General features: G+C 62.4%; 1 protein-coding gene. It reads left to right on the top strand.

The features are described 5' to 3' along the window. Window positions 1-1,382: immunoglobulin-like domain-containing protein (locus ACIPZF_RS26095; RefSeq protein ID WP_400804959.1), on the top strand; the 1,382-nt coding region annotated here is incomplete at both ends.

Raw genomic sequence — 1,382 nt, 5'->3', positions numbered from 1 at the left:
ACGGTCACCGACAGCCCAGAGACTCAGGCCACCACCAACCTGGTGCTGAGCGCGACTGGCGACGTCGCTGAGGGTGGCCAGATCGTCTACACCGCGACCCTGAGCAATCCAGCGGGCACGGCCATGACCGTGACCTTGAGCAATGGCGCGACGATCAATATCGCTGCGGGTCAGACCGCTGGCCAAGTGACCGTCGCTGCGCCAACCGATGACGTCTACAAGGACGCCGGCGAGGTCAAAGTCAGCATCACCGGGACCACCGGTGGTGATTTTGAACAACTGGCAGTGAACCCAGCCGAAGCGGTCACCAATGTCAGCGACACCATCGACACCAGCACGGTTACATTGACTGCTGATGGCTCGGTCGTCGAGGGTGGCGTAGTCACCTACACCGCCTCCGTCAGCGCTCCAGTTACCGGCAGCCCGCTGGTGGTGACCCTGGCCAACGGCCAGAGCATCACTATCGATGTTGGCCAGTCCTCCGGCTCGGTCAACTTCACTGCCCCGAACAACGTCTACAACACCAACACCCCGCTGACCAACAGCATCACCAAGGTCGAGGGTGGCAACTACGAGAACCTGGAAACCGCTGGCACGCCGACCACCACGGTCACCGACAGCCCAGAAACTCAGGCCACCACCAACCTGGTGCTGAGCGCGACTGGCGATGTCGCCGAAGGCGGCCAGATCGTCTACACCGCGACGCTGAGCAACCCAGCCGGTACGGCGATGACCGTGACCTTGAGCAATGGCTCGACGATCAATATCGCTGCGGGTCAGACCACTGGCCAAGTCACCGTCGCTGCGCCAACCGATGACGTCTACAAGGACGCCGGTGAGGTCAAAGTCAGCATCACCGGGACCACCGGTGGCGACTTCGAGAAGCTGGCGGTCAACCCAGCCGAAGCGGTCACTAACGTCAGCGACACCATCGACACGTCGACCGTGACCCTGACCGCGTCTCCAAGCGTGGTTGAGGGCGGCGTGGTCATCTACACCGCGTCGGTCTCGGCACCGGTGACTGGTTCGCCGCTGGTGGTGACTCTTGCCAACGGTCAGAGCATCACCATCGATGTTGGCCAATCCACCGGCTCGGTCAACTTCACTGCGCCGAACAACGTCTACAACACCAATGCGCCACTGACCAACAGCATCACCAAGGTCGAAGGTGGCAACTACGAGAACCTCGAAACCGCTGGTGCGCCGACCACCACGGTCACCGACAGCCCAGAGACTCAGGCCACCACCAACCTGGTGCTGAGCGCGACTGGCGACGTCGCTGAGGGTGGCCAGATCGTCTACACCGCGACCCTGAGCAATCCAGCGGGCACGGCCATGACCGTGACCTTGAGCAATGGCGCGACGATCAATATCGCTGCGGG

It is taken from the genome of Pseudomonas sp. NPDC089752, from assembly GCF_044748725.1.
Lineage (GTDB): Bacteria > Pseudomonadota > Gammaproteobacteria > Pseudomonadales > Pseudomonadaceae > Aquipseudomonas.
Note: the sequence above shows the minus strand (reverse complement) of the source record. Positions and strands in the feature narration are given on the sequence as shown.